Annotated in this window: 2 protein-coding genes; one reads left to right on the top strand and one right to left on the bottom strand. The window is 62.3% G+C overall.

The features are described from left to right. The coding region (locus tag B2W52_RS13235) for a nitroreductase family protein (protein ID WP_286803491.1) at window positions 1-706 on the top strand (706 nt) is incomplete at its 5' end. A gap of 14 nt (window positions 707-720) precedes the next feature. Here B2W52_RS13235 and B2W52_RS13230 read toward each other — a convergent pair. Next, a partial coding sequence (locus tag B2W52_RS13230) for a ribbon-helix-helix domain-containing protein (protein WP_349677068.1) occupies window positions 721-1,126 on the bottom strand: 406 nt, incomplete at its 5' end.

Genomic DNA, 1,126 nt, shown 5'->3' with positions numbered 1-1,126 from the left:
CGGGGAGGAGGGCCGGCAAACGGAACTGTTCCGGGCGATTGCCAGGCGACGCACCTATCGCAAGCGGTTTGAGTCAAAGCAGGTGCCTTCCGAGGTGCTGGGCATCCTTGAAGAGTCGGCGGAGACCGAAGGAGCATGGTTCCAGGTTCTGGAATCGGAGCATGCGCGTCATCAGGTGGCCGAGCTGGTGGCGGAGGGCGACGCTGCCCAATGGTCCAACCCGAGTTGGCGACGGGAGTTGGCTGCCTGGATGCATCCCCGCCGCAAGGGAGACGGTTTGACGGTTCCCGGCATGGTTGCGCCCGTGGCCCAACTGGTGGTGCGCACATTTGATATGGGCAACGGCGTTGGCGCCAAGGACCGTCAACTGGCGGATGAATCACCCGTGATTGCTGCGTTGGGAACGGCCGGGGATGGCGTAGAAGACTGGCTGAAGGCCGGGCAGGCGCTGGAGCGGGTTTTGCTCCGGTCCCTGGGGCAGGGGCTGCAGGCTTCCTATCTGAACCAGCCAATTCAGGTCGCCGTGCTTCGCCCGAAACTTCAGCACCTCCTTGGGCGTTCGGGTTTCCCGCAGATTCTGCTCAGGTTGGGTTACCCGGCGACAGATTTGCCGGCGGCTCCGAGGCGGAATCTTCAGGAGGTTGTGGAAACCGCAGACACCCGGAATATCAAGGCAAAACAGGCGGGTCAGGGACGCCAGCGCTGACTGGTCTCCTCTGATCAGTGCCTAGCCTTGGTTACCACCTCCGGTGTTGCCGGCTCACCGGATTTGCTGGCAAGAATGCGGTCTGCATCCAGCGAGGCAATCGGAACCCGGGTATCCCGGGGAACGTCGCCGCTCAGCTGGAGCTCCAGATAGCGGAGCGCACACACCCGAAGGAAGGACGTGAAGTTACCGAGGTCGTGGCCGGCATCAATGGATTCGTGGTAAAGCCGTGTGATCATCTGGGGCAGGTTCATGCCATCCCGTTCGGCCAGCTCGGCCAGTACCTGCCAGAAGGCGTTTTCCATTCGCACACTGGTCACCATGCCATCGATTCGCAGGGAGTGGGTCCGGCTGACCCAAAGCTCCGGATCGGCGTTGATAAAGAGCTTGCACATGCGGACCTCCCTGAGAGCGTGGCGG

The organism is Marinobacter sp. UBA2498, assembly GCF_002341575.1.
Taxonomy (GTDB): Bacteria; Pseudomonadota; Gammaproteobacteria; order Pseudomonadales; family Oleiphilaceae; genus Marinobacter; species Marinobacter manganoxydans.
Note: the sequence above shows the minus strand (reverse complement) of the source record. Positions and strands in the feature narration are given on the sequence as shown.